Below are 21,381 nucleotides of genomic sequence, written 5' to 3' on the forward strand. Positions count from 1 at the left end.
TCTAGTTTTGAGGTATTAAAACAACATAGTTGTTTAATCCCTAAAATCTACTATTATGAAAAAATTACTACTAACAGTATTGTTTGTAAGTTATTTGAATGCGAACGCTCAAACACCGATTCAGGAATTTAACTTTAATGGAACTTTAAACAATACGGCAAATACAATTTCTTTTATCGGAACAGACAATTTTGTAGCTGACAGAGCAGGAGCTGTAAAAGGAGCTCAACGATTAAATAATAAAGCTTTAGAAGCTGTAATTGATAACCTGCCTCAAGGAAAGACTGCTAGAACAATTAGCATTTGGGTTAAATTCAATACTATTTCTAATCCAAACTATATTTGGGGCTACGGAAACCCTCTTAGTGCACAATATTGCGGATTATTACAGCAAGGAACAACTTCTTCTAACTCCGATTTAAGTTTGGCTGCCTGGGGCGTTTCTAATGATGTTATTGTATCTACACCGCTTGAAAAGAATATTTGGTACAATTATACTATTACCTATGAAGGAACTACTTCTAAGATATATCGCGATGGTAAATTATTGAAATATCTCGAGGGTATGGCAAGATCTACTAATGGAAACATTTTTAGATTGGGCGAAATTAATACGATTGTAGGAATTAATGCTGATATAGACGATTTAAAGATTTATAATATAGCGCTGACCCCAGATCAAGTAAATGAATTATATGAGAGCGAAAAGGTTTCTAATTTGCTTGTAGCAGCAGTTGCAGAGGCTAAAACAGTTAAATCGGCAGTAAAAACAAAAACAAATCAAACTATTATTGCTTCGGGCGATGTTAGTGGAACAACAAAAAGTGTAGAGGTTTATTCGCAAGGGCAAAAGTTAATGGGTAGTAATGCAACGAATATAAGCGATCTTCCAGAAGGGACTTATTTATTAAAAATTACCAGTACTCCATCAAAAAAAATTACCTCAAAATAAATGGTTTTTTAGTTTTTAAATGTTAGTTAGTTTTTTTTATTGCGCAAGCAATTGAGTTTTTGGAATAGTAAGGAAAGCTTTCTGTATTCAGGAGGCTTTTTTTTAGTCTAATTTCCATCCAAAAGTGGTCTGAAACACATAATCATCTTTAGATGCTCCTGGCTTTGGTTTATTATCGTAGTTGTAAACAAAAGAAAGTTTAATAAAAAAATCTAGTGGCAAGTCGTATTTAGTATCAACAGAAAAATCGGTACGAATCCTTTTGCTTTCTGTTAAGCTAGGAAAGAAGGTTACTTTAGACTGAATGCTAAAATCGCCAATATCATATAAGTTAAGATCGCTGCCTAAAAATAACTCCAAACTTTTATTTGGTTCTGGAGTTTCTGTAAAGCGCTCGTGGTTAAAAGACAATCCAGAAGCGATTCCCCAGTATTTTTTGTTGCTATGAATGATATATTTTCCGAAACCTGCTTTTGAAACAACACGGAGATCAATATCCTGTTCTGTATTCTTTAAAGTCACGACCGATAGCGGAATAAAATAATCCTTTGGTAGTAGATGTACATAACTAACATCGGTATCAATTCTTCGTATAGGATCACTATCATCTTGTATCGATTGAATTTGTTTAAACATAGCAGTTCCATACCATTTTTTTGCAGTGTAGCCTAAATTTACGTTTATTGTTAGTTGCTGTAAACTTTGCGCTTTGGTTAATTTGATTCCGGCATCAAAGCTGGCATCGAGTCTGTGCCAAAAACTATCATCAACGGGTTTTATACGTACAATATCGGTAAGATTAACAATGGTTTTGGTTTGCGTTTCTACATTGGTGATTTCACATTTATTAGGAGTTTTGATTTTGGTAATTTTTCCGTTTAATAAATTACCGTTAGAAAGATTAATGATATGAACTCTTTCTGATCCAATGCTTTTAACGTATTTCCATTCTAATTTAAAATCGTCTTTGCTGTAATCGGTTTCAATCTGTACAATGCCTTTATTCATGGTTTTTATTTCACCTACAATAATATCATTGTTTTTCAATACAAGAGTGTCAGAAATCTGTGCAGTGATTTTTAAGAAAAATAAAAGAAAAAATAAGAGTAAAATTTTCTTCATGTCTAGGTTTATTTCTTTGATTTCCAGCTTGTAATGCTAAAGTTAGAAATAAAAACGTAATGTAAGATAGAATCCCAAAAAAATACTGTTTTTAATGTTACTCAATATTATGGATAAACTGAAGTGCGCTTGAAGCAATTGTAAGAAGCGGTTATTTGAGCTATAAGGTATTTTTGTGAGAATTATGCATTTGTATGTAGGAATTGTTTGGAGATGCTGAATTTTAATTATAGTTTTAACAAATTTTCTAAAAATAATAAACGAAATTTTAGAACTGTAAATCTAAAGAATTTAAATTTTACAGTCAGTTGCTATTTGCCCTAAACCAAAACTATTCTGATAAAAGCTAATATTATGAAAAAAATATTACTCACTTTAATGTTTGTAAATTTTTTAACTGCTAACGCGCAAAATCCGGTACAGGAATTTAATTTCAATGGAAGTTTGAACAGTGCCGATAATACGATTTCGTTTTTAGGCACACCGCTTTTTGTAAATGACAGAATGGGAAGTCCTAAAAGTGCTTTAAGACTTACCAATAAAGCTTATCAGGCAGTAGTGGGAGAGCTTCCTCAAGATAATAAACCCAAAACAATATCGGTTTGGGTAAAATTTAATGCGGTAAATATTCCGAATTATATTTTGGGTTACGGTGCAGCAGTGAACGGACAATATTTTGGATTAGTGCAGCAGCCTGCATCTGGAAGCAATTCAGATTTGAGTTTGGTAGGATGGGGAGATGCCAATAATGTAATTGTTTCTGTCCCTTTAGTAAAAGAAACGTGGTATATGTACAGCATCACGTATGATGGGAATATATCAAAAATATATCGTAATGGCGAATTGCTGAAATCTGCCGAAGGAATTCAGCGTGCAGCAAAAGGTTATATTTTAAATCTTGGAAAATTGAATACCTCAACGAGTATCAATGCAGATATTGACGATTTAAGATTGTATAGCGTTGCTATGACAGACGAACAGGTGAGGGAAGCATATAATAGTTCTAAACCAAGTGGTGCACCAATACCGGAAAGCGTACCTGTCTCAAGTCCCGCCACTTCAAATGCATCAAAAAAAGCTGTTGCAGCACCTATGCCTGCAAAGACTGTAGCTCCCGCGGCTTCAGCTGAAACAAACAAAAGTGGTAAAATTATTGAAGTTTTTTCACAAGGAAAGCAAATAATGAGCGCTAATGCTTCTAATATAACTGACTTGCCCGAAGGGACTTATTTGATTAAGGTTATTAATGGTTCTAAGAAATAATTGTTGTTTTAAATGATAGCCTTTATTTTCATTTGAGCATATATTCTTATAGTTATGGCAATAATTGGTTCTCATTTAAATAATGTTTCCAATCTCTAAGGAATTCATAGATTTCTTGTGTTGGAAGCTCAATAATGCTTTTCCAATCATTATAGGTGTCAATGATAGATGAAATGCGTTTATTGCAATCAATAGAGTAAACTTCATATCCAAAATCATATTGCTGTAAATCACCCGATAAAACTTGCTGAAGAGAATTAACAATTTCTTCTAAATAATGCAGTTCTAAATTTTTAATTTCTGTGTAGAAATACTCTCCATATTGCTCTTCATTTTCAATTACTATTAGTGCTGTCGATTTGTTAAGATTATCTCTTTCATCAAAGTAATTATATTTTTCAAATTTATACTTCATTATTTATCATTTTTGCGGAAAATGGAATTTACTTTCGTAATTGAGTTATTTACAAATTGGAATAAAAATAAAAAAAAACCTTCTGAATTTCAGAAGGCTTGTAAATTATCTCTTTTTCTGCTGACCTGGAGCGTAAGCTTTTGCACTTTTATCTCCATTCATTTTTTTGGCTTGTCCTGGTGGCATTTTTTTGCCAGATGGAGCAGGGTGGTTATGAACATGTGTATGTGTACTGCAACTAATTACACTTAATACTAAGAATAAAAGTACTAGTGCTACGACAGCAATTCGGGTGATTTTTGAGGTTTGCATTTTTTAATTTTATTTGAGGTGTTGCAAATATAGTCGAAATGTTATCTTTAGCTATTTTTAGGCCTAGTTTAAAATGAGTTCAAATAATTTAGGGTCATTTTCTATTTTTCATAAACTCCATAAATGAAAATGCTTTCAGGCGCATAACTTCCATTGGTGCAGTAAATAACAATTAGTTCATTGTTTTCTGAAATTTCAAATTGTCTAGAGTTGTGAGCTTCTGTAAAAGCATAATAAACACCATCTTCTTCTTTGATTTGAAAATTATATTTTGAAGATATTGATTCGAGTTCTTCCTTAGTGTAGAATCTAAAGGTCGATAATACCTTTACATTTTCTTTAATAATATAAATTCTTTTATGGTTTAATTCTACATACGAATTAGTCCAAATAGCGTAATCATCAGAACTAAACCAATCATAGTATTGATTGGCTACTTTATACAGTTTTAAGCCGTCAAAAAAAAGGTAATTGAAAGTTTTTTCTAATTCGTTTTTTGAATTCATTGTTCTACGATGAGGTATTTTATAATTTTTTCAAATGTAAATGACTCTTCTTCCCATTCAAAAGTTTTTACTAGAAATCCAACTTTTTCTAATTTCTCAAGATCATCAGTTCCAAAACCATTCCAGCCAGTAGGAATATCATATTTTTCAGGAAGAGATACTTCATTCATTTTAAGCGTATGACTTGGGAGAAAATAAGCCCATTCGGAAAAATATACCAATTCTTTTGTTCCGAGCTCTTCACTTGCTTTTTTAACAGTCAACTTAAGCCTTTCTAATTCAATATCATTTAGCGCCATTATGATTCTGTGTTTTTTTAGGATATTATTTAGGTTTTTATAATATTAAGATTTATAAAGCGTCAATTTTTTATTGAAAGGAAGTTTTTTTTAGTTTTATCATACCTTTTCATTGCTTGATTATTTTAGCCAACAATGCCGAATTCAATATCTTCTATTAAAGATACCCACAATCCGTTATCGCTTTTTAAAATATCTTTGTCTATTTTTAGCAATTCTGTTTCTAAAAAATTTGCATATTTCTTATGATTTGAATCTTCTCGATAGTGACCAAACTTTTGTTGCGGAATCTCATTTGTCCATAAACGATCATACGTATAAAGCTGAAATATTAAGTTTGTAAGCGATTTCGAAATAAAAAGTTGGTCCTCTCTTTTTATTTTTCTGGATTCTAGATCTAAAATGAGATTACAATTAGAAAGCGTCTTTCCAATTACAATTTCTGATTCTGATAATGCATAAATATCATCAGTAAATTGAAAATCCAAAATACCATTCGGTAATCCAACTTGCGAGATAATTAAGATTTCTTCATCAGTAAGTTTTTGACTTATTCTAGTGTCAATTTCTCTTTTCTTCAAAATCGAATGGAAATGAAATTTCACTTTGTTCAATATATCAGTCATTTTTGAAGTAGGTGCTAATAAATTTATTCTCTATTTTCTGAATCAGTTCCATTTGCAATTGATTGTATTGGTATTCTTGTCCTCTGTAAATCCATCTAAAGATATTAGGATAAAGAGATTCATTTGCAATATTTCTTTTCTCTATAATTTTCTGTTCTTCCAAATCATATACAAAGCAGATATTAGAAAAAGCTTGAATAACTTGTATTTGTTTTGAATTAATGAAATATGCCCATTCGATAGCAACATCTTCTTCAAACTTTATTTTTTTACTTTCCAAAGTTTGAAGATCAGTTATCACTAAACTTCTTTTGTTGATTAGTAAATGATTTTCTGGATAAAAGAAACTTCCAACCAAGCTGTCCTCAAATGTCTTTCCTTTTTCTCTAAAATATACTTTTAAGATCGTTTTAGTGAAGTCTATTGTATTCAATAAAATAAAATCTTTGTTAGGAATAAATGCAAAGTTTTTAGTAGGATGTTCTGTTTCAATTTTTTTGTTTATAACACATTGAATTGTATCTGATGAAAACAATTCTTTGGTTTTATCTATTTGATCAATCAATAGGATATAATAGGATAATTCCTGCCCTTTATTTGGTTCTTCCCAGCCAATAAAAACAAATTCTATTTTCTTGTTTAAATTTTTATGAGGATCTAAATTCTCTATTTTATTTAGTTGGATCATGGTTTTGAGTTCATGTAAATAATATTGATTGAAGCAATTTTGTCCATTAACCCCAAGGATTATCTTTAAACAATGGATTAATAGGCAGAGGGTGAGGTAATTCTTTGCCAGCAGGAGGCATCCATTTCATAGTGTGCTCATTAAAAATGTACATATATGCTGAACCTACTACTATTTTAGTAAGAGCTTCAAAAGCATTATCTGAAACCCAAGTAAATTGGGGGATAAAGTCTATGATATAAAAATTGCCATTTTCATCCATATGGACTGAGTTATTTTCGATTAATCCAGCAACATAATACAATTGTGTACCAATTAATGTTGAATAATAATACTCCAAATCATCATTTTCAAAATCAATTTCATCATTTATTCTGTAAGTTTCAAAATTATTGCATTCTACAACTTTTTCATTTCTAAAATGATCTATATTGATAATCATTGTTTCTAGGCTGTTTTCAGCATGAAGCGTCAAACCGCCAAATTCACAGTAAAAATCTTGAATCTTAGGAGGAAGTATTTTATAAAGAGGATTATTTTCAATTTCATTTTTTATGTTTCTTCCTTCATACCATCCTGCATTGATAAGTGCGTCTTTAAAAAGCTCTTTTTTATCCATAAACTATTCAATAATTATTTTTTCTATCTGTAAAACCCCATGTATAAAAAAGCCATAATAACCTCTATTTTCATGAACATCAAAAATTAAAAGATAAGTGTTCTGGCAATCTTTGAAATTGCAAATCTGATATCTAAATGAAAATACTGCGTTTTGATCCTCCAAATATTCTAGTTTAACTATATTGTTTTGGGCTAAATCATGATTTGTTATCAAACCAGTTTCGATTAATGAGCTTAAAAAATTAGAGTTTTTAAAAGAAATAATAACTTCATGCTTTGTTCCTCCGTTTCCGCAGTAGAAATTAAAATATACTTCAGAATCAGGAGATTCAATTGGAAACGATCTTTCGCCACCTAATTGTATTTTTTTTATAATTGAAATTTTGGTCATAATTGAGTAGTCTGACTTTTAATTATCGCCTTTTTATTTTTGCAATTATTTCATCTGTCAGTAATGGAGATTCCCAAATTCCAAGAATATAAGTTACATCTTCTCCCAAACTATCTTCTCCGGCTCCTCTAGGCTGATGATCAAATTGCCAACGGTTAAATTCAACCATTAGATATTCTTTTTCATCCAATTCCATTAAAGTAATATAGCCTGGAACATCATATAGTTTATGTATTTTTAAAACGCTGTAATAATATCCTTTTGAATAGATGCTCTCTTCGATTTCAAATCCGTATGTTTTGGATAAAAACAATAATTCTTCTAATGAAAAATATTCATGAGAATCTCCAGATAAATCGCCAACTAACCTTTTTCTATAGTTTTTTTTCTCTGAATATTCTACTTCTAATATTTTTATGGAAGGTCTTATCAATTCTGTTTTTATTGAACTTATTCCTTCAATATCGTTTTCAAAATTTACAGATTGAATGCAGTAGAAGTTTTGTATTAGTTTCATTTAGAGAATTTGTCTTGAAATAAAAAAGTCTTCTGAAAATCAAAAGACTTATATTTTTTTTTAGCTAATAACACTAATCACAATAAATAAGATTACAAGTGCTATTACAGCAAATTTCATAAATTTTGATGATTGCATAAATTAAGATTTAAGTTAGTTTATATCTGATAGTAGCAAATATAATTTTTTATTTGAATTAGAGGTAAATTTCCTAAAATAAAAAAGCTCCAGAAAAATCCAGAGCTTTTTTTAATATATTTGATAGAAAGACTATTCTTCTTTCATGGTATGATAAACGTTCATAACGTCATCATCTTCTTCGATTTTCTCGATTAATTTTTCAACATCAGCGATTTGAGCTTCCGTTAATTCTTTAGTGATTTGCGGAATACGCTCAAAACCAGAAGAAAGGATTTCTAAACCTCTGTTTTCTAATTCTTTCTGCAAAGCACCAAAACTTCCAAAAGGAGCATAGATTAAGATTCCGTCTTCGTCTTCAAAAACCTCTTCAGCACCAAAATCGATTAGTTCTAATTCTAATTCCTCAGCGTCGATACCATCTTTTGCAATTCTGAAGTTGCAAGTATGGTCAAACATAAACTCAACAGAACCTTGAGTTCCCATTGTTCCGTTGCATTTGTTGAAATAACTACGAATATTAGCTACAGTTCTGTTATTGTTATCAGAAGCAGTTTCAATTAAGATTGCAATTCCGTGAGGAGCGTATCCTTCAAACAAAATTTCTTTATAGTTAGCAGTATCTTTATTACTTGCATTTTTAATCGCGCGCTCCACATTGTCCTTAGGCATATTGGCAGCTTTCGCATTTTGTATAACAGCTCTTAATCTAGAATTGGCATCTGGGTTTGGTCCACCTTCTTTAACAGCCATTACGATATCTTTACCAATTCTGGTAAACGTTTTGGCCATTGCAGACCAACGTTTCATTTTTCTTCCTTTTCTAAATTCGAACGCTCTTCCCATTTCTAATTTTTAGTTTTGTGATGCAAAAATAAGGTTTTCCTAATTTTTACAAAAACAAAATTGTTCTTTTTTGTTTCAGGTTTTAGGTTTCAAGTTATTTAGTTTGTGTTGAGTTTAACCGCAAAGTACGCTAAGGTTTACGCAAGGTTCGCAAAGTTTTATTTATATAGCTTTGGGAACTTTTTTATTTTGTGCCTTAACTTAAAAATTTCTTTGTGTGCTTTGCGTAAACCTTAGCGCACTTTGCGGTAAAAAAATCTCATGCAGTTAACCTGAAACCTGAAACAAAACCATTATTTACTAATTCCATTAAACTCATTAATGATATTTACGGCTTCGTTGAGGTACGGATTGGTTTTAAGATTATCCATTTGATATTGATTAATCGTTTTATCATTTGGATAAGCGCCTAGAAGAAACTGATTAACGCTAGAATTGTACACATCAAGCGGATTATTTTCATCATTAAAAGTATTGATCTCTGTCCAAAGTGCACCTAATGTCTTTTTCTGCTTGAAAACCGAATCTAATGTCATTGGAATTTCGGCTTTAGGAGCATTCACAATCTGATCTATTTTAAGGTTAATCTTTTTTATGTTATTGAAAAAATAATTGTCTGATAATCTCGCCGAGCTGTTTTTAGCAATTTTGTCTATCAAATTTCGTTTTACATACGTCTTGTATTTTAAGAACGGTTCGATGCTGTCATTTTTTATCGCTGTCGGGAAGTCGCTTTCTTTTTGGTAAATATCTTCGTAAAATTCAGGTAGCACAACATCTGGCTTTACGCCGATATATTGATGACTTTTGCCCGTAATCCTGTAAAATTTATTGATTGTAATTTTTAAGAAATCGGTATTTTTATCTTCTTCAAGCGGAAGAATAGTCTGCATTGTGGCTTTTCCGAGGGTATTGCTTCCTAGCAAAAGCGCACGGTTATAATCTTGCATAATAGAAGCAAAAAACTCGCTTGCTGAAGCCGTATTGCTATTTACCAAAACTACAATTGGGCCTCTATAAATAACACCTTTAAACGGATCGTTAATTACAGATTTCTCTTTCTTGTTGTCAATTACAATAGAAAGCGGACCGTAATCTACAAACATTCCAGCTAGTTTTATAGCTTCTTCCATAGAGCCGCCACCATTGTCAATAAGATCAATAACAAGTCCTTGTATGCTGTCTCTTTGCAGTTTGATAACTTCTCTGGCAACATCATCTGCACAGCCTTTTCTGCTGTTGCCATCAAGATCGGCATAAAAACTCGGAATTTTTATATATCCAATTTTACTGTCTTTACCAATGATGAAACTGAAAACAGAGTTTTCTTCATCTTTCATCATTTGTTTTTCAATATAAACATCAAAATTTTTGCCCGAATTGCGTTTTAAAGTAAGCGTAATATGCTTGTTGTTTTCAGATAAAATCATGGATGATATAGACTCCAAAGAAGCACAAGAAACTTGAAGTGTTTCTTTCTGATTGGAAATCGAAATAATCTGATCGCCTTTTTTTATCTGTCCTGTTTGATAAGCCGGTCCGTTCGGATCTACCTCATCGATAATAATTTCGTTTTTCTCGTTGAGGTTTACCGTCATTCCAAGCGATAAATGTTCTTTGGACAAAGAAGCAACAAAACTCGTTTTAGAATCATCGCTAAAATAAGCCGTATGAGGGTCAAAATAGGTGCAGAAGAAATTATATAGTTTTTCTTCTTGTTTGGTATTAGAGTCTATTAGCGAATTAAAACGGCAGATTTCATTTGTAAGGATTTGATTTTTAGAAGCTTGTTCAATAGATTTGAAATTGGTTTTTAAAGAATCGAGATTATCGCTCGTTTCAACAATATCATCTAAGATTTGATAGCGCAACTTTTTCACCCAAACCTTTTCTAAGTCTTCTTTCTTCAAATAAAAAGCAAAAGATTTTTTATAAAAACGGATGGTATCTTTCTTTGTATAATCAATCGGAATGGTCTGAATTTTTTCTAAAACTTTTTTAGTGCGTAAAAGGCCGTTGATGTAAGTAGCTTTAATGTCGGTAAGAAAACTGCAGTCGTTCTTTAAAATTAAATTATCGAGATTGTAACGGTATTTCTGAGCCAATTCGTCGTATTCGCTCTTGAAGAAGATATTTCGTGAAGGATCCAGTTCGTTAATAAGATTGTCAAAAACAAACACAGAAAGACTGTCATCAACAGGTTTTGGTCGTAAGTGTTCTGCCTGAATAAGCGCATTTATTTTGTTTAATATTTCACAAGTTTCTGCGCTGTTCTGACCAATGGATATAGTTGATGTCAGCAAAAAAAGGAGTAGTGAAATCTTTTTCATAAATGGAAATTCATGGGTTCATGATTAAAGTTACACTAAATTTTTTACAAATTGTAGGTTTTTTAGCAAAATATCGACAATGAAAAGTTTTTAATCGTTAAACGAACGCACATCAAATAATTTAACTCGAATTTGCCTATTTTGAAGAAAAAAAAATGCGTTACAATCGTAACGCATTTTTAAACTATAATGTCAAAACTTATTTCTTGTAAAACGGTAATTTAACCACTTTTGCAGGAACATCATTTTTTCTAATTCTAATAAAAATATCGCTGTCAACCGCACTGTTTGCAACGGTTACATATCCTAAACCAATTCCTTTATTCATAGAAGGAGACATAGTTCCAGAAGTTACAATTCCGATTACTGCTCCAGAACCATCAACAATTTCGTAATCATGTCTTGGCACAGCACGCTCTTGCATTTCAAAAGCAACTAATTTTCTTGTAACACCAGCTTCTTTTTGTTTTTTAAGCGCTTCCGAATTGGTGAAATCTTTTGTGAATTTCGTAATCCATCCTAAACCAGCTTCAAGAGGAGAAGTGGTATCGTTAATATCATTTCCGTAAAGACAGAATCCCATTTCAAGACGTAAAGTATCACGAGCTGCAAGACCAATTGGTTTAATTCCGTAAGATGCTCCAGCTTCAAAAACTTTATTCCAAACTTGTTCTACTTCATTGTTTTTACAGTAAATTTCAAATCCGCCAGAACCAGTATAGCCTGTAGCAGAAATAATTACATGCTCAATTCCAGCAAAATCACCAACTTCAAAATGATAATAAGCAATTTCAGATAAATTTACAGAAGTCAAAGCCTGCATAGCTTCAACCGCTTTTGGACCTTGGATCGCCAATAAAGAATAGTCTTCAGAAATATTCTTCATATCAACTCCCAAATCATTGTGAGAAGAAATCCAGTTCCAGTCTTTTTCAATATTCGAAGCATTTACAACTAGTAAATACTGCTCTTCTTTCATTTTATAAATAATCAAATCATCAACAATTCCGCCTTCATTATTTGGAAGACAAGAATATTGCGCTCTTCCAATTGTCAAAGTAGACGCATCGTTTGAAGTCACCTTTTGAATCAAAGCCAAAGCATTTGGACCTGTCAACAAAAATTCACCCATATGCGAAACGTCAAAAACTCCTACGCTGTTACGAACCGTTTCGTGTTCAGCATTAACCCCTTCATAAGTAATAGGCATATTATAACCAGCAAAAGGAAGCATTTTCGCTCCTAAACCTTCATGTATGTGCGTAAGCGCAGTATTTTTCATTGTGTTGTTTTATAAAATTGTTTTGCAAATCTATTCAAAAAATATCAAATTTGAATGTCTTAAATTATAAATTTCGCAATAATTAGGAGCTATTTCCTGCTATCCGCTATATCTTTTTGTTTTTAAAGAAAAAACAAAAAGGATGCCGCTACAAACGAAGTTCACTGAACTCCTATAAAAAATAAAAATATGGTGAAGTAATCAGGGCTAGGGCTAACAGTTTCAAAAGAACAATCATCATTTCAAATTTTTACGTAATTTTATTAGATGAATGATATTAATTGATTCATATATAAAATCATGTTTTGCAAATGAGCTATGTTTGTTTAAATAAGTGAAACGCCTTTTCTCAGCAAGAAAACTATGATTCTATGTGTTTAAAAAATAACACTAACAAAGAGACTTAGATGAAATCATCGTATTTAATTACAAAAGAAGAGATTCTGAAATTATACAAACCCATAGATTCCAAAGCACATAAAGGAACACAAGGTCATGCGGTGATTATTGCCGGAAGTTATGGCAAAATAGGAGCAGCGGTTTTAGCTTCAAAATCCTGCCTAAAAACAGGCTGCGGACTCGTAACAACTTTTGTACCCAAATGCGGTTATCAAATCCTTCAAATCTCCATTCCAGAAGTTATGGTGGCAACTGATGAAAATGTGAATTTTATAACCAATATTCATCTGCCATTAATTCCGCAAGCAGTTGGAATTGGCCCAGGAATAGGAAAGGAGCTCGGAACACAAAAAGCTTTATTTGAGTTTTTAAGAGTCAATAAAGCGCCTTTAGTTCTCGATGCCGATGCGTTGAATATTATTTCAGAAAATTTATCTTGGTTAGAATTAGTTCCAGAAGATACCATCTTAACACCTCATCCAAAAGAATTAGAACGTTTGATAGGAAAATGGAATTCGGAAGCTGAGAAATTTCAAAAAACAATCGCTTTTTCAGAAAAATATAAAGTCATTGTGGTTATGAAGGGCGCACCAACCTACATTATCAACAGAACTTCGGTATACGAAAACACAACAGGAAACGCAGCTTTAGCAACCGCAGGAAGCGGCGACACCTTAACTGGAATCCTGACAAGTCTTTTAGCACAAGGTTATGAACCTAAATACGCTTCAAAATTTGGTGTCTACCTCCACGGGCTAACAGCCGATTTAGCTTTACCCAAAACAGGTTATGAGTCTTTTACGGCCTCTACTATTATTAAGTACTTAGGAAAAGCTTTTTTAGAGTTAGAGAATTAGAGAATGTGTCAATTAGATAATTAGTTGTACGTTTTTTCATCCTGAGGAACGAAGGATCACACAAGAAACTCCGCACAGTAACCATAAAGTAATTCGCCAATCTTTGTCGATCTCCTAGTGTGATCCTTCGTTTCTCAGGATGACAAGTCAAATGTTTTATTCTGCAATAAAAAACTTTGTGACCTTAAAAAAAGCAAAGCAACTCAAAAAAACTCAGCGAACTTTGCGAAAAACCTTCGCGTACTCTGCGTTAAAAATCTCACCGCAATAAAAAATCTAAAATATACCCTCTACAATCTAAAATCAAAAATCATTAAGTTTGTAATATGAAAAATTTCGACTTAAGAACAGTAAATGTCATGCGATATATAACGCCACTGCGCGAAGGCGGTTCTTTACCCGCTTTGGCAGAAGCCGATGACGATTTTAAATACGTATTAAAATTTAGAGGTGCCGGACACGGCGTAAAAGCCTTAATAGCCGAATTAGTCGGCGGACAAATAGCAAAAGCCTTAAAATTACAATTACCAGAATTAGTATTCGCCAATCTTGACGAAGCTTTCGGAAGAACCGAAGCCGATGAAGAAATTCAGGATCTGTTGCAAGGAAGTCAGGGATTAAATTTGGCACTTCATTTCTTATCTGGCGCCATTACTTTTGATCCTGCGGTAACCACTGTCTACGCTAAATTGGCATCGCAAATTGTTTGGCTAGACGCTTATATTACAAACGTAGATAGAACTTTCAAAAATACCAATATGCTAATCTGGCATAAAGAATTATGGCTGATTGATCACGGTGCATGTTTGTATTTTCATCATTCTTGGAACAACTGGGAACAACATGCCAAAAGTCCGTTTGCATTGATAAAAGATCACGTTTTATTGCCGCAAGCTTCACTTTTAAAAGAAGTCGATGCTGAGTTTAAAGCCATTCTAACCCCAGAAATTTTAGAGGAAATTGTAAATACAATTCCGTTAGACTGGCTGCAATGGGAAGATGCAGACGAAACTCCTGAAGGATTGCGAAATGTTTATTTGCAGTTTTTAAAAACAAGATTAGAGAATTCAGAAATATTTGTAAATCAGGCGCAAAATGCAAGATAACCACTTATACGAATATGCTGTGATTCGTGTTGTGCCAAGGGTAGAACGCGAAGAATTCCTGAATATCGGAATCATTTTGTTTTGTAAAAAAGCCAAATTTATAAAGGTTTTGTTTCATTTAAATAAAGAAAAAATACAAGCCCTTTCTTCTGATTTTGACATCGAACAATTAGAATGTAACCTGACTTCGTTAGTAAAAATTGCCAACGGAGCAAAAGACGGCGGTCCAATTGCTGAATTTGAGATTCCAGAGCGTTTTAGATGGTTAACCGCAATTAGAAGTTCGGCCATTCAAACTTCAAGACCTCATCCGGGTTTGAGTAAGGATTTGGAGAAAACCATTCAGCGTTTGTTTGAGGAATTGGTACTTTAAGGAAAGGTTCAAAGTTACAAAGTTTTTTCTGTAGAGACGCACTGCAGTGCGTCTATTTGTTTGCCACAGATTAAATGGATTAAAATGATTTTTGTTTCTCGCAGATTTACGCAGATTTATGCAGATTTGATTTAATTGATTAATCTAATTTTAAATCTGCTTGAATTTGCAAAATCTGCGTGAAAATCTTTGCGCTTCAGCTCTCGATAACTATCTGGATTACGAGATTAAAAAAAACTTTGTGCCTTCGTGTCTTCGTGGCAAAAGAAAAAAAATAAAAAACCACGAATTGCAATAAATGCAATCCGTGGTTCTAACTAAAAACTAACTTACTTTTTATTCTAATTCAATTTAAAAAGAGCCACAAACATTCCCACCTAAAGTAGGTCCTGCATTTGCAGAAATATCAGCTTTAACCGCAGTTTTAGCCAATTTTACGATAGAGTAAGGCGGAGTAAAAGCAGTACCGCTTCCAGCCTGAGTTCCTGTTACATTTGTAAATACGTTATCAGTAGAAGTAACGGCAGTATAGCCTGACATTAAATCGATTGGATTTTTTACACCTTCAAAAACATTGCTTTCTACGCGAATATTAGCTTCAAAACCTGCTGCAACACATTTGTTGCTTACTATACTATTAAAGAAACTGTTTACAATATGCACTTTTCCAAAACGAACTCTTGGCATTCTTTCTTTACAGCCTGGAGCCCACCAGCATCTTGCAAAAGTAATTCTTAATTTACCGCGATCACCAGTTGCACCATCACTTGAACCAATTAAATTTGAATATCTATGATCATCTGATCCTCCAGAACCACCTGCTTTTGGAGGTTTTAGGTAGTGAAATTTAGAATACGTAACCGAGATATAATCTGATTTGTTTTTGATGTCAAAGTTTCCATCAACACCATCTCTAAATTCGCAGTGATCTACCCAAACGTTTGTACATTCGTCAAGGATTGCATTATCCCATCCGTCAGTGTCATAAGCGCCTGGACCTTCAAAAATCAAGTTTCTGATGATGATGTTTTTACATCTTTTAATGTTGATGATTCCAGAGCCATCTTTGGTTTGATTTGTCGAAACCAATTTTGCTCCACTTGCTCCATAAATTGTTTTTCCAGTTTGATCTTGAAAAGACAATCTTGTTGTAATTGTGATCGTTCCAGAGACTTTAATCACTTTTACAGAAGCGTTCTCAATAGCCGATTTCAATTGAGCGTAAGTGGTAACTGTAGTTTCAGCAGCAGATCCACCACCTGTTGTACCTCCGTTTTGAGAAGCCCATCCTGGAACCTCAGCGCAGTTTCCGATTTTACCCGTTGGGTTGGTTGCAGCTGTTTCAACAGTCGTTTCATTGCTTTGAATCCCTGCTTCAGTGCTTGAAGCGATTTCTTCAGAATTACATGCTGTAAATCCGAAGATCAATGTTGCAGCGAACATTGAAAGTTTTGATTTTAAGTTCATATACGTTTGGTTATTTAAAAAAGTTTAACAGCGCAAAACTCAGTATTATTTGTAGGAAAAAAGTTGAACAAGTTCAAACTTTTACAAAAAAATCTACGAAATGTGTTTTTTTAACACTTGTAAATTTACAAAAATGCACAAATAGCGTATTTTTACGTAATCGATTACATTGGTTAAGCCCCTAATTAATGATGAATCGATAAACAAATTTATTCCTTAAACAAAAACCACAAAAAAATGTACAACCTACTAAGAAAAAACATTGAAAGGAAAATTCCGCTCACGGATGAAGAATGGGATATTATTGTCTCTAAAGCCGAATTGATAAAGCTGAAAAAGAATCAGTTTTTGCAAATTCAAAATTCTCATAATAGTTATGAGGGATTCATTTTAAAAGGATCATTTAAAACCTACATTCTAAACGAAAACGGAACAGAAACGGTTATTTTCTTTTCTTTCGAAAACGAATGGATGTGTGATCTGGAAAGTTTTTATCACCAAAAGCCCACAACGTACAACATTAAAGCCATTGAAGACAGTGAAATAGTGGTCATCAATAAAATGCAAAAAGCCTATTTGTTTGCTGTAATTCCGAAACTTATTAAGTTTCATGTACTGATGATCGAACGAGCCAATGTTGCCATTCAGCAACGGCTTTTAGATGTGCTCAACAAAACCTCCAAACAACGTTATTTGGATTTTAAAGAGCGTTACCCGCAAAAGGTAAGTTCGATAAATAATAAGAATCTTTCGTCGTATTTGGGCGTTTCGCACGAGTTTCTTTCGAAGATAAAAAGAACAGTTTCTTGATTGTAGAGGTTCAAAGGTTCAGAGCAACAAAGTAACAAAGTTTTTCTGTAGAGACGCACAGCTGTGCGTCTCACGTTGCTTAAAAAAATCTCGCAAAGTCGCAGAGGCGCAAAGTAATTAAACCATATAAGTTATATAAGTTCATTTTAGGCAAAGCTTAAATTATCTTATATAACTTAAACGGTAAAGAGAATAAAACTTTGCGTCTTTGCGACTTTGCGAGATTAAAAAAACTTCCCGCCTTTGTGCCTTCGTGGCAAAAATTAAAAATCCAATATCCCAAAAAGACATTCAGTAGAAAAATGAAGCATTACATTTTCCTTTTCTTCATTTTCAATAACCAATGCATCATAAGGTTCTAAATGATACGGCTTTTCATTGATTGTAATATCGGTTGTATCTAAAGAAAATACAATTACTACTTCAGCATTACAATTCTGATTACTATTAGTTACTTCCAATTTATGATGGGATATTTTTTCAGAAACCATCCAATTAAAATCAGTGCCTTTGGTGAAAGAAGTCACATTATCATCGGAGTTAAATTCCATGATTTCATATTTCTTGTATACTTTTTTTTCTTTGTTTACCTCAACATTTAAGACATTATCGAGCATAACCAGATATCGATAATAGCCCTTAAATTTGGTAAACTCTGAAGGCACTTCCTCTATTGTAGCACTGCTTATTCTAAAACCAAAATCTCTATCGGCATAATTTGCGGTTTTTGGATAGATCATATATTCATACGTCAATCCGCCACTCCAAATAGAGGGTTTAGTGTTTTTTTTAGAGAAAAGCTGTATGTTCATTTATTGAATATTTTAATGATTTTATTCTCATTTTTTGTCCTCCTGAGCGAAGTCGAAGTATCATAAGTAGCTCGACAAAGAAATTAAACTTTGCTAAATAGCTTAGCGATCCTTCGACTTCGCTCAGGAAGACAAACCGTATAGAAGCTTTATAAAAAAAACTTTGCGTCTCTGCTCCCGATAGCTATCGGGATTGCGAGATTAAAAAACTCAGCGAATCTCTGCGTAGTTCTTTGCGAATCTTTGTGATATAACCCTACAATACTTTCTCCAAATAAATAAACTCCAAAGGAACTTCAGAAACTGTAGTATGAATTTCACTTTCAGGGAAAGCTTCACGTTTTCCAGTATCCACATAACCATGACGTTTGTACCACGCCAAAAGCTCCTCACGAACCGAAATCACGGTCATAATAATACTTGACAATCCTAAAACTTTCGCATGATTTTCGGCTTCAACCAAAAGTTTTTTCCCGATGCCGCTGTTTTGAAGTTCTGGCGAAACGGTAAGCATTCCAAGATACAATTGATGACCTTTTTCAACCAATAAAACCGAACCGATAATCTTGTCATTCTCTGTAAATTTCAGAATCGTATTTTTTGGATCCAGAAATATTTCGGTCATTTCTTGTTCGTCGGTTCTTTTACCTTCTAGTAAATGCGCTTCGGTTGTCCAGCCTTTTTTTGAGGTTTCGCCTCTGTATGCTGAATTTATTAAGGTTGTTAATGCTGGAATGTCTTCAATTATTGCTTTCGTAATCATATATTATTGTAAAATGAAAAATGTGCGATGAGAAATGTAAAATTACAATTTGCTAGCTAAAGACAAAATACTTTAATCTTTTTCAAAACATTGCGGTCCAATTGCTCCACCGCCATATTCAAGAACAACATTTTCTTTGTAGTAAATATATTGACAACCATTGTTGTACTCTTGTTTTTGTATTTCATTTAATGGTTCTTCAAAAAACTTATAGAAATATTTTCCCATTCCACTTCTGGCAAATCCGATAGTTGTCATTTTTCCGTTTTCTATTGAAATACAATTTGCATTTAAAAGTAATTGCTTAATTTGATTTAATTCTTCGTTTGTCCAGCCAATTGATTTTAAGACTTCTTGAAGTTCTTTAGACTCAGAGGTTAAATTCCAATTTTGAGAAACAGCTTTTAATCCGTTGTTACTTTGTCTTTTGTTTTTGTCAGTATTTTTTTCTTGATTATCTACTTTATAAACCTTAATAGAAATTTGTTGCGGAATAGTAAATATTTTGCTTTCGGGTTCAAATTCAATATCTACAATATAGTTTTTAGGCACAATTTTTTGATATTTATTTTTAAGTTTTACTATTTCTTCTTTTTTGCTTTCATAATTTTCAATAAGCTCTTTTTTACTACTTCTAGGCATAGGAATCATAAGAAGTAAAAAATCTTTAGATTTTTCATCTCCTTCTTTGTAAGCTTTTATATATTCTTCTCTCATTTCTTCGGGAAGCATTTTGATAGAAACATTAAATAAAGAGTCTTTGCTAATGTTTTCTCTAAATTTATATTCTTGAGCTTTTAAACCAAATGTTGAAATAAAAAATAGTATCGTTAAAATGTTTTGTTTCATCGTGCTTATAATAACTTATGTTAGTGAAATGATACGGCTTTAGCAAAAGAAACAAAATTACATTAGAAAATAACTTTAGCCTAATGTTTTATGTTTTTTGACTAAATTTGAATTTGTCAATTCGTACAAACTGCGAAAAAAGTATCTTACAAAAACAACTTTGTTTTTTACAGAAACTGATTTTCGTTTAAGAATTTTAAATATCTTTGAATTATGAGTACAGCAATAAAACCAAAACATATCGGCAGAAATATAAGCCGTATCAGAGAGCTTAAAGATATGAAACAGGAAGCACTGGCACAGGCTATAGGAACAAATCAGCAGACGATTTCGGCTATTGAAAACAGCGAAACTGTAGACGAACAAAAACTAATTGAGATCGCAAAAGCTCTTGGAGTTTCTGTTGAAGCAATTAAAAACTTTTCGGATGAAGGGGTTATTAATTACTTTAATAGCTTTCATGATAATGTTGTTACAACAGGCAGTATTTTTGCAACAAATTGTACTTTTAATGCTTTAGATAAAGTTGTTGAACTTTACGAACGTTTGGTGCAAGCTGAAAAAGATAAAGTGGAGTATTTGGAGAAATTATTGAACGGGAAATAACCGTTTTGAAGATATATTAAATTGAAAAGAGACCTTTGGATGAGGTCTCTTTTTTTGTACTAATGAAAAGTACTCTCGTGCTAGCGAGGGATTTATTTTTTAATTAAAGCTCCTTCACTTTCGGTTTGTTGTAATTGGTTTGTATACGTTTTTCGAAATGATAGTTTTTTTTCTTTTGAAGTTATTTCAAAAATTGTCGATCCTAGATTTTTATATCCATCAAACACGCCTGCAACAACCGAATCACCAGTTTTATTCATTTCTTTAATATCACCACTAGTTTTTCCCCAATTTATATCGTTGCAAACAATTAAAGTTTTTTCTGGGCTTAACACGAAAGTTTTGAATTTTCCTTTTCCAATTGTTCCACTAACCCTTTTCTCAGAATAATTATGACTTTTCATATCAAATGTATATATGCCTTCATTTACGGAATCGGTTTGGTATTTTCTACCAGTCAAAATTGATTCAGATTTGCAACTAATTAAGATTGGAAGTATTAGAAGTAAAATATATTTATTCATCACTTGAGAATTCATTTGTTTATTCTTTATTTTTTGGCTACAAGTTAATTCCCCTTGCTAGTGCGAGCGTCCCATATGTTTATTCTATAAATTCTAGTTCTACACCACATTCCTTAAAGTCTAAATATCTTAACTCAATGTGTTTTTTATTATAAGGCAACTTTCTAAAAAGAAATTCATTTTTTTTAAAGAGCACGTTTTTAATTTCGCTTTCACGTTCGAATTTCAGTTTTAGTGTGTCTGAATTTATCTGCCAAATGAAAGGTTCTTTTTCTATTGCTTTTTCGTGCTCTAAATAACCTTTTCCATCTTTAAAAAAGGTAAATAAAAAACCTTTAGGAACTTCTTCTTTTTCAGAGCAAAACATTCCTGAAACTTTCCATTTTCCTAGAATAAGATTTTCTTCTTTCTTTTCTCTAATTTCATGAAATGTGCAAAGTAGATATATTGAAAAAAATAATGTGAAAAGCTTCATAATAATTTTTGTTTTTTTAGTTTTTAGGTGCT

26 protein-coding genes are annotated in these 21,381 nt (G+C 32.4%); 7 read left to right on the forward strand and 19 right to left on the reverse strand.

Annotated elements, in window-relative coordinates:
• The first annotated feature begins 55 nt into the window (after positions 1 to 55).
• Positions 56 to 952 carry a LamG domain-containing protein gene (locus NCC77_RS10700; RefSeq protein ID WP_250835553.1) on the forward strand — a complete coding sequence of 299 codons (897 nt, stop codon included), beginning with the start codon at positions 56 to 58 and terminating at the stop codon, positions 950 to 952.
• A gap of 102 nt (positions 953 to 1,054) precedes the next feature.
• Here NCC77_RS10700 and NCC77_RS10705 read toward each other — a convergent pair whose 3' ends face one another.
• A complete protein-coding gene (locus NCC77_RS10705) occupies positions 1,055 to 2,074 on the reverse strand; it encodes a DUF481 domain-containing protein (RefSeq protein ID WP_250835554.1) in 1,020 nt (339 codons plus the stop codon).
• Positions 2,075 to 2,428: 354 nt separating this feature from the next.
• Between NCC77_RS10705 and NCC77_RS10710 the strand changes: the two genes are divergently transcribed.
• On the forward strand, positions 2,429 to 3,337 hold the full coding sequence (locus NCC77_RS10710; protein WP_250835555.1) for a LamG domain-containing protein: 909 nt from the start codon (positions 2,429 to 2,431) through the stop codon (positions 3,335 to 3,337).
• Between the two features lie 52 nt (positions 3,338 to 3,389).
• On the opposite strand, the gene NCC77_RS10715 is transcribed toward NCC77_RS10710, so the two are convergent.
• From NCC77_RS10715 to gcvT, 12 genes are all read right to left on the reverse strand, one after another.
• Positions 3,390 to 3,752: a hypothetical protein gene (locus NCC77_RS10715; protein WP_250835556.1), complete on the reverse strand. Its 363-nt coding sequence runs from the start codon at positions 3,750 to 3,752 to the stop codon at positions 3,390 to 3,392.
• 105 nt (positions 3,753 to 3,857) lie between these two features.
• Positions 3,858 to 4,064 carry a hypothetical protein gene (locus NCC77_RS10720; protein ID WP_250835557.1) on the reverse strand — a complete coding sequence of 69 codons (207 nt, stop codon included), beginning with the start codon at positions 4,062 to 4,064 and terminating at the stop codon, positions 3,858 to 3,860.
• Between the two features lie 101 nt (positions 4,065 to 4,165).
• Positions 4,166 to 4,570 carry a hypothetical protein gene (locus tag NCC77_RS10725; RefSeq protein WP_250835558.1) on the reverse strand — a complete coding sequence of 135 codons (405 nt, stop codon included), beginning with the start codon at positions 4,568 to 4,570 and terminating at the stop codon, positions 4,166 to 4,168.
• Positions 4,567 to 4,869, reverse strand: coding sequence for a hypothetical protein (locus tag NCC77_RS10730; RefSeq protein ID WP_250835559.1), 303 nt, complete (start codon positions 4,867 to 4,869; stop codon positions 4,567 to 4,569). The genes NCC77_RS10725 and NCC77_RS10730 overlap by 4 nt, the downstream gene beginning before the upstream one ends.
• A gap of 125 nt (positions 4,870 to 4,994) precedes the next feature.
• Entirely contained in the window at positions 4,995 to 5,495 is a 501-nt protein-coding gene (locus NCC77_RS10735) for a hypothetical protein (RefSeq protein WP_250835560.1), read from the reverse strand.
• Positions 5,488 to 6,183, reverse strand: a complete 696-nt coding sequence (locus tag NCC77_RS10740; RefSeq protein ID WP_250835561.1) for a hypothetical protein — start codon at positions 6,181 to 6,183, stop codon at positions 5,488 to 5,490. Before NCC77_RS10740 ends, NCC77_RS10735 begins: the two co-directional genes overlap by 8 nt.
• Before the next feature lie 46 nt (positions 6,184 to 6,229).
• Positions 6,230 to 6,802, reverse strand: a complete 573-nt coding sequence (locus tag NCC77_RS10745; protein WP_250835562.1) for an SUKH-3 domain-containing protein — start codon at positions 6,800 to 6,802, stop codon at positions 6,230 to 6,232.
• 3 nt (positions 6,803 to 6,805) lie between these two features.
• Complete coding sequence (locus NCC77_RS10750; RefSeq protein ID WP_250835563.1) at positions 6,806 to 7,195, reverse strand: hypothetical protein; 390 nt, start codon at positions 7,193 to 7,195, stop codon at positions 6,806 to 6,808.
• 22 nt (positions 7,196 to 7,217) lie between these two features.
• Positions 7,218 to 7,712 carry a hypothetical protein gene (locus tag NCC77_RS10755; RefSeq protein ID WP_250835564.1) on the reverse strand — a complete coding sequence of 165 codons (495 nt, stop codon included), beginning with the start codon at positions 7,710 to 7,712 and terminating at the stop codon, positions 7,218 to 7,220.
• Positions 7,713 to 7,982: 270 nt separating this feature from the next.
• Complete coding sequence (locus NCC77_RS10760; protein ID WP_012024626.1) at positions 7,983 to 8,696, reverse strand: YebC/PmpR family DNA-binding transcriptional regulator; 714 nt, start codon at positions 8,694 to 8,696, stop codon at positions 7,983 to 7,985.
• A gap of 293 nt (positions 8,697 to 8,989) precedes the next feature.
• Positions 8,990 to 11,026: a S41 family peptidase gene (locus tag NCC77_RS10765; protein WP_250835565.1), complete on the reverse strand. Its 2,037-nt coding sequence runs from the start codon at positions 11,024 to 11,026 to the stop codon at positions 8,990 to 8,992.
• 199 nt (positions 11,027 to 11,225) lie between these two features.
• On the reverse strand, positions 11,226 to 12,308 hold the full coding sequence (gene gcvT / locus NCC77_RS10770) for a glycine cleavage system aminomethyltransferase GcvT (protein ID WP_250835566.1): 1,083 nt from the start codon (positions 12,306 to 12,308) through the stop codon (positions 11,226 to 11,228).
• 407 nt (positions 12,309 to 12,715) lie between these two features.
• Between gcvT and NCC77_RS10775 the strand changes: the two genes are divergently transcribed.
• The 3 genes from NCC77_RS10775 to NCC77_RS10785 all read left to right on the forward strand — a co-directional run bounded on the left by NCC77_RS10775 (position 12,716) and on the right by NCC77_RS10785 (position 15,043).
• The gene (locus NCC77_RS10775) at positions 12,716 to 13,564 is read left to right on the forward strand and encodes an NAD(P)H-hydrate dehydratase (protein ID WP_250835567.1); all 849 of its coding nucleotides are present in this window, start codon (positions 12,716 to 12,718) and stop codon (positions 13,562 to 13,564) included.
• 326 nt (positions 13,565 to 13,890) lie between these two features.
• The gene (locus NCC77_RS10780) at positions 13,891 to 14,670 is read left to right on the forward strand and encodes a HipA family kinase (RefSeq protein ID WP_250835568.1); all 780 of its coding nucleotides are present in this window, start codon (positions 13,891 to 13,893) and stop codon (positions 14,668 to 14,670) included.
• Entirely contained in the window at positions 14,660 to 15,043 is a 384-nt protein-coding gene (locus NCC77_RS10785; protein WP_250835569.1) for a DUF3037 domain-containing protein, read from the forward strand. Before NCC77_RS10780 ends, NCC77_RS10785 begins: the two co-directional genes overlap by 11 nt.
• Positions 15,044 to 15,394: 351 nt before the next feature.
• Here NCC77_RS10785 and NCC77_RS10790 read toward each other — a convergent pair whose 3' ends face one another.
• Complete coding sequence (locus NCC77_RS10790) at positions 15,395 to 16,510, reverse strand: pectate lyase family protein (RefSeq protein WP_250835570.1); 1,116 nt, start codon at positions 16,508 to 16,510, stop codon at positions 15,395 to 15,397.
• A gap of 237 nt (positions 16,511 to 16,747) precedes the next feature.
• Between NCC77_RS10790 and NCC77_RS10795 the strand changes: the two genes are divergently transcribed.
• Entirely contained in the window at positions 16,748 to 17,320 is a 573-nt protein-coding gene (locus tag NCC77_RS10795) for a Crp/Fnr family transcriptional regulator (protein WP_250835571.1), read from the forward strand.
• Between the two features lie 263 nt (positions 17,321 to 17,583).
• Here the strand turns inward: NCC77_RS10795 and NCC77_RS10800 are convergent, their stop codons facing one another.
• The 3 genes from NCC77_RS10800 to NCC77_RS10810 form a co-directional block, all read right to left on the reverse strand.
• The gene (locus tag NCC77_RS10800; RefSeq protein WP_250835572.1) at positions 17,584 to 18,132 is read right to left on the reverse strand and encodes a HutD family protein; all 549 of its coding nucleotides are present in this window, start codon (positions 18,130 to 18,132) and stop codon (positions 17,584 to 17,586) included.
• 256 nt (positions 18,133 to 18,388) lie between these two features.
• Entirely contained in the window at positions 18,389 to 18,895 is a 507-nt protein-coding gene (locus tag NCC77_RS10805; RefSeq protein ID WP_250835573.1) for a GNAT family N-acetyltransferase, read from the reverse strand.
• A 72-nt stretch (positions 18,896 to 18,967) separates the two neighbouring features.
• Positions 18,968 to 19,744, reverse strand: a complete 777-nt coding sequence (locus tag NCC77_RS10810; protein ID WP_250835574.1) for a hypothetical protein — start codon at positions 19,742 to 19,744, stop codon at positions 18,968 to 18,970.
• 213 nt (positions 19,745 to 19,957) lie between these two features.
• Between NCC77_RS10810 and NCC77_RS10815 the strand changes: the two genes are divergently transcribed.
• On the forward strand, positions 19,958 to 20,350 hold the full coding sequence (locus tag NCC77_RS10815; protein WP_250835575.1) for a helix-turn-helix domain-containing protein: 393 nt from the start codon (positions 19,958 to 19,960) through the stop codon (positions 20,348 to 20,350).
• A gap of 92 nt (positions 20,351 to 20,442) precedes the next feature.
• On the opposite strand, the gene NCC77_RS10820 is transcribed toward NCC77_RS10815, so the two are convergent.
• Positions 20,443 to 20,874, reverse strand: coding sequence for a hypothetical protein (locus NCC77_RS10820; protein ID WP_250835576.1), 432 nt, complete (start codon positions 20,872 to 20,874; stop codon positions 20,443 to 20,445).
• Between the two features lie 79 nt (positions 20,875 to 20,953).
• Complete coding sequence (locus NCC77_RS10825; protein ID WP_250835577.1) at positions 20,954 to 21,349, reverse strand: hypothetical protein; 396 nt, start codon at positions 21,347 to 21,349, stop codon at positions 20,954 to 20,956.
• Positions 21,350 to 21,381 lie beyond the last annotated feature (32 nt).

Source organism: Flavobacterium tyrosinilyticum (genome assembly GCF_023656565.1).
GTDB classification, from domain to species: domain Bacteria; phylum Bacteroidota; class Bacteroidia; order Flavobacteriales; family Flavobacteriaceae; genus Flavobacterium; species Flavobacterium tyrosinilyticum.

What these genes read in the sequence shown, in the direction of transcription:
- NCC77_RS10755 (WP_250835564.1), bottom strand. Translation starts at nt 7,712, where the DNA reads ATGAAACTAATACAAAACTTCTACTGCATTCAATCTGTAAATTTTGAA.
- NCC77_RS10765 (WP_250835565.1), bottom strand. Translation starts at nt 11,026, where the DNA reads ATGAAAAAGATTTCACTACTCCTTTTTTTGCTGACATCAACTATATCC.
- NCC77_RS10780 (WP_250835568.1), top strand. Translation starts at nt 13,891, where the DNA reads ATGAAAAATTTCGACTTAAGAACAGTAAATGTCATGCGATATATAACG.
- NCC77_RS10825 (WP_250835577.1), bottom strand. Translation starts at nt 21,349, where the DNA reads ATGAAGCTTTTCACATTATTTTTTTCAATATATCTACTTTGCACATTT.
- NCC77_RS10790 (WP_250835570.1), bottom strand. Translation starts at nt 16,510, where the DNA reads ATGAACTTAAAATCAAAACTTTCAATGTTCGCTGCAACATTGATCTTC.
- NCC77_RS10750 (WP_250835563.1), bottom strand. Translation starts at nt 7,195, where the DNA reads ATGACCAAAATTTCAATTATAAAAAAAATACAATTAGGTGGCGAAAGA.
- NCC77_RS10705 (WP_250835554.1), bottom strand. Translation starts at nt 2,074, where the DNA reads ATGAAGAAAATTTTACTCTTATTTTTTCTTTTATTTTTCTTAAAAATC.
- NCC77_RS10810 (WP_250835574.1), bottom strand. Translation starts at nt 19,744, where the DNA reads ATGAAACAAAACATTTTAACGATACTATTTTTTATTTCAACATTTGGT.
- NCC77_RS10760 (WP_012024626.1), bottom strand. Translation starts at nt 8,696, where the DNA reads ATGGGAAGAGCGTTCGAATTTAGAAAAGGAAGAAAAATGAAACGTTGG.
- NCC77_RS10710 (WP_250835555.1), top strand. Translation starts at nt 2,429, where the DNA reads ATGAAAAAAATATTACTCACTTTAATGTTTGTAAATTTTTTAACTGCT.
- NCC77_RS10785 (WP_250835569.1), top strand. Translation starts at nt 14,660, where the DNA reads ATGCAAGATAACCACTTATACGAATATGCTGTGATTCGTGTTGTGCCA.
- NCC77_RS10730 (WP_250835559.1), bottom strand. Translation starts at nt 4,869, where the DNA reads ATGGCGCTAAATGATATTGAATTAGAAAGGCTTAAGTTGACTGTTAAA.
- NCC77_RS10800 (WP_250835572.1), bottom strand. Translation starts at nt 18,132, where the DNA reads ATGAACATACAGCTTTTCTCTAAAAAAAACACTAAACCCTCTATTTGG.
- NCC77_RS10820 (WP_250835576.1), bottom strand. Translation starts at nt 20,874, where the DNA reads ATGAATAAATATATTTTACTTCTAATACTTCCAATCTTAATTAGTTGC.
- NCC77_RS10715 (WP_250835556.1), bottom strand. Translation starts at nt 3,752, where the DNA reads ATGAAGTATAAATTTGAAAAATATAATTACTTTGATGAAAGAGATAAT.
- NCC77_RS10720 (WP_250835557.1), bottom strand. Translation starts at nt 4,064, where the DNA reads ATGCAAACCTCAAAAATCACCCGAATTGCTGTCGTAGCACTAGTACTT.
- NCC77_RS10740 (WP_250835561.1), bottom strand. Translation starts at nt 6,183, where the DNA reads ATGATCCAACTAAATAAAATAGAGAATTTAGATCCTCATAAAAATTTA.
- NCC77_RS10725 (WP_250835558.1), bottom strand. Translation starts at nt 4,570, where the DNA reads ATGAATTCAAAAAACGAATTAGAAAAAACTTTCAATTACCTTTTTTTT.
- NCC77_RS10735 (WP_250835560.1), bottom strand. Translation starts at nt 5,495, where the DNA reads ATGACTGATATATTGAACAAAGTGAAATTTCATTTCCATTCGATTTTG.
- NCC77_RS10775 (WP_250835567.1), top strand. Translation starts at nt 12,716, where the DNA reads ATGAAATCATCGTATTTAATTACAAAAGAAGAGATTCTGAAATTATAC.
- NCC77_RS10795 (WP_250835571.1), top strand. Translation starts at nt 16,748, where the DNA reads ATGTACAACCTACTAAGAAAAAACATTGAAAGGAAAATTCCGCTCACG.
- gcvT (WP_250835566.1), bottom strand. Translation starts at nt 12,308, where the DNA reads ATGAAAAATACTGCGCTTACGCACATACATGAAGGTTTAGGAGCGAAA.
- NCC77_RS10805 (WP_250835573.1), bottom strand. Translation starts at nt 18,895, where the DNA reads ATGATTACGAAAGCAATAATTGAAGACATTCCAGCATTAACAACCTTA.
- NCC77_RS10745 (WP_250835562.1), bottom strand. Translation starts at nt 6,802, where the DNA reads ATGGATAAAAAAGAGCTTTTTAAAGACGCACTTATCAATGCAGGATGG.
- NCC77_RS10815 (WP_250835575.1), top strand. Translation starts at nt 19,958, where the DNA reads ATGAGTACAGCAATAAAACCAAAACATATCGGCAGAAATATAAGCCGT.
- NCC77_RS10700 (WP_250835553.1), top strand. Translation starts at nt 56, where the DNA reads ATGAAAAAATTACTACTAACAGTATTGTTTGTAAGTTATTTGAATGCG.